Genomic DNA, 2,996 nt, shown 5'->3' with positions numbered 1-2,996 from the left:
AACAGAAGTATTTCATGAAAAATTGAATAATGATCTTTTATTCCGAAATGAGTACAATAGGGAGAAAGATATTATTCAGGGAATAAAAAATTTCCGTAAAGGACAGCTTAAAGAGCAACTTCAAGGTATAAACATTAGTTTAACCAGAATTCGCCTTTTTAATTCTCTTAAAATAGCTGGGGGCATTAGTACAGCAGCCTTAATTGGACTTTCAACCTATTTTTTTACCCAAAATAGCCAAAAACCCTCTATAGATAACAAATTGGTTTTAGAACTTCCCTTAGAACAAAACCAAGAATCCAAAACGGAGGAGGATATTCCAATCCCGCCGGCTGCCAATAAAGAAAACCCGGCAGAAAATATAGCTCCTGAAAATCCCAATATTGACCAATTAGTAAAAGTTAAAAGCGAAAAACAACCACCACTTTCCTCACTCAAGGAAAGTAATTTAGCAGAAAATTCTTTTGACGTACAACTTCCTGAGGTCCCAGACCAGTTTGATTTAGAAGATGAAAGTTATATTTCCGGAGAAAGTCAAATAGATGCTCATAATTCCAATTTTGCAACAGAAAGGGTTATGAGGAAGATTGAAACTATTAAAGATGTGAGATATAAATTTCATTACCAGCTTCAAGGGGAAAAACTTTTTCTTTATGGGGATTTTGGTAAATCAGTTTATGAAATCATCGAAATCAAAGCAACCACTAACAATCGGCTTTACCTTTACTATGAAGGGAATTTTTATTGGTTAAAGGAGGACCAAAGGAAAGTAAAACCTCTAAAAATGATCAAAAATGAAAAAACCATCGAAAAACTTTTAGACATTCGGAAGAACAAAAACCTCTAATTGGGCTGGAATGAAAACATGTTTGTTATAGTGAAAGGCTTTCTAAAAAGAAGGCTTTTTCAGGGACAACCAACATAAGGAGATAATCCTGTATAGCAATACTACTATCTTTTCCCTGGCCTTTTTAGGCATGTTAACTTTTTAAAGTAAAAACCAAATTACCCATAATTTATCCTTTGACCCCTTCTTAGTTTTTTTCTCTAAAATTAATCCTCTATTAAATTTTCCCCGAAAATCAACCAACCAATAGAAAATTCCTCTTAAATTAACCGTGGCACCAGGATTCAAAAACTAAATTTATTTTTACATTTGTTGCTACATGAAAGAAAGTCCCAAAAATCGAAATAAAAAGAAAGCAGGAAGCTACCCTTATGCTAGCGTATTATTCAGCATTTTTCTAGCCCTTATTGTTTTTGGCTTATTTGGTCTTTTACTTTTGCACACCCAGAAACTAACTTCAATTATAAGAGAAAACATTGAAGTTCAGGTTTACCTCAATAAACACATCACTGAGAATGAAAGGACTAAAATTGGGAAAACCTTAGCTTTAAAAGATTTTACGGCTAAGAAAGAAAACCAGGCCTTGGTGACACTTATTCCAAAAGAAGAGGCTGCTGAAAAATTTATTAAAGAAACGGGAGAAGACTTTACCGAATTTTTAGGGGAAAACCCACTCAGGGATACCTACACGATAAAAATAGCCTCTGAATTCCAGACCAAAGAAAAACTTAACATAATAGAAAAAGAAATAAGCGCCATAAATGGTGTTTATGAAGTATCCTATGTCGAGAATTTAGTAGAATCTATCCAAAAGAATTTGGCAAAAATAGGATTAGTGCTAATTGGCCTACTGATTATATTACTAACAACAGTAGTTATATTGATCAATAACACCATAAAACTGGCATTATTTTCTCAACGATTTTTAATCCGAAGCATGCAATTGATAGGATCTACAGACCGATTTATTAGAAAACCCTTTCTGATGCGCTCTTTAGGACATGGACTATTGGCTGGTTTATTAGCTTCTTTGGCCCTATTCGGTATTCTGCAATATGCAAATCACAAGGTGGCAGATTTAAAAAAACTTCAGGATCTTTACGAAATCTTAATTTTGTTTGGAGGATTAATAGTCCTTGGTGCATTTATCAGTTTTATTAGTACCTTTAGAGCCGTCAAAAAATATCTAAAGCTTTCATTAGACGAATTATATTAAACTATGGATAACAAGAAGAACAATTTGCCGTTTGGAAAAAAAAATTATGTATTAATGCTTGTTGGCATATTTACCTTAATCGTTGGTTTTTTCATCATGACCTTGGATAAGGAGCCTTTTGGCTTTGGATTTTTAGGAATTACATTAGGGCCAATAGTAGTCATGACCGGCTTTATTATTGAATTTTTTGCCATTTTAGCAAACACAAAAGAAAATAATAAATAAAAAATAATGAGTACGATAGAGGCGATAATCCTTGGTTTAGTACAGGGATTGACAGAATTTTTACCGGTTAGTAGTAGTGGACACCTTGAAATTGGAAGTGCTTTACTGAATACCGCCACCGAGGACAACCTACTTTTCACCATAGTCTTACATGGTGCTACTGCTCTTAGTACCATAGTCGTTTTTCGAAAAGACATTGGAAAAATCATTGGTGACATTTTCAAATTTGAGTGGAATGAATCCTTAAGCTTTGGCCTTAAAATCATTTTATCAATAATTCCTACAATGATTGTAGGTCTGTTATTTGAAGAACAAATTAATTCCTTTTTCGGCGGAAAAATAGTTTTTGTGGGATCCATGTTAATCGTTACCAGTTTACTACTTGGATTTACTTTTTATGCTAAAAAGCAGGAGGGAGAGGTAAGTTTTAAAAAAGCCTTTATCATTGGTTTAGCACAAGCTTGTGCCATTTTACCGGGAATTTCCAGATCTGGAAGCACTATTGCCACTGGTCTATTATTAGGTGTAAAAAAGGAAGAAGCTACCCGCTTCTCTTTCCTTATGGTTTTAATTCCTATTTTGGGGGCAGCATTCCTTAAAGCCCTGGAATTCATTAAAGATCCTTCTGTGGCATCAGGGATTTCAATTTCAGCCTTGTCTGGTGGTTTTTTGGCTGCCTTTATTGGTGGTTTAGTGGCCTGTACCTGG

At 34.3% G+C, this 2,996-nt stretch carries 4 protein-coding genes; all 4 read left to right on the top strand.

All coding sequences use genetic code 11. The annotated features are described in order from the left end of the window. The coding region (locus E1171_RS03715) for a hypothetical protein (RefSeq protein ID WP_187696236.1) at positions 1-847 on the top strand (847 nt) is incomplete at its 5' end. A gap of 319 nt (positions 848-1,166) precedes the next feature. Beyond that, the gene (locus E1171_RS03710) at positions 1,167-2,063 is read left to right on the top strand and encodes a cell division protein FtsX (protein WP_155204217.1); all 897 of its coding nucleotides are present in this window, start codon (positions 1,167-1,169) and stop codon (positions 2,061-2,063) included. A 3-nt stretch (positions 2,064-2,066) separates the two neighbouring features. Further along, positions 2,067-2,288: a DUF3098 domain-containing protein gene (locus tag E1171_RS03705; protein ID WP_155204215.1), complete on the top strand. Its 222-nt coding sequence runs from the start codon at positions 2,067-2,069 to the stop codon at positions 2,286-2,288. A gap of 6 nt (positions 2,289-2,294) precedes the next feature. Beyond that, on the top strand, positions 2,295-2,996 hold a 702-nt coding region (locus E1171_RS03700; protein ID WP_155204213.1), incomplete at its 3' end, for an undecaprenyl-diphosphate phosphatase.

The sequence above is a fragment of the Xanthovirga aplysinae genome (genome assembly GCF_009711365.1).
GTDB classification, from domain to species: domain Bacteria; phylum Bacteroidota; class Bacteroidia; order Cytophagales; family Cyclobacteriaceae; genus Xanthovirga; species Xanthovirga aplysinae.
This window is presented reverse-complemented; position numbering and strand designations above follow the sequence as displayed.

Bases quoted from the DNA above. Each gene is read 5' to 3' on its own strand.
- E1171_RS03710 (WP_155204217.1), top strand. From the start codon at position 1,167: ATGAAAGAAAGTCCCAAAAATCGAAATAAAAAGAAAGCAGGAAGCTAC.
- E1171_RS03705 (WP_155204215.1), top strand. From the start codon at position 2,067: ATGGATAACAAGAAGAACAATTTGCCGTTTGGAAAAAAAAATTATGTA.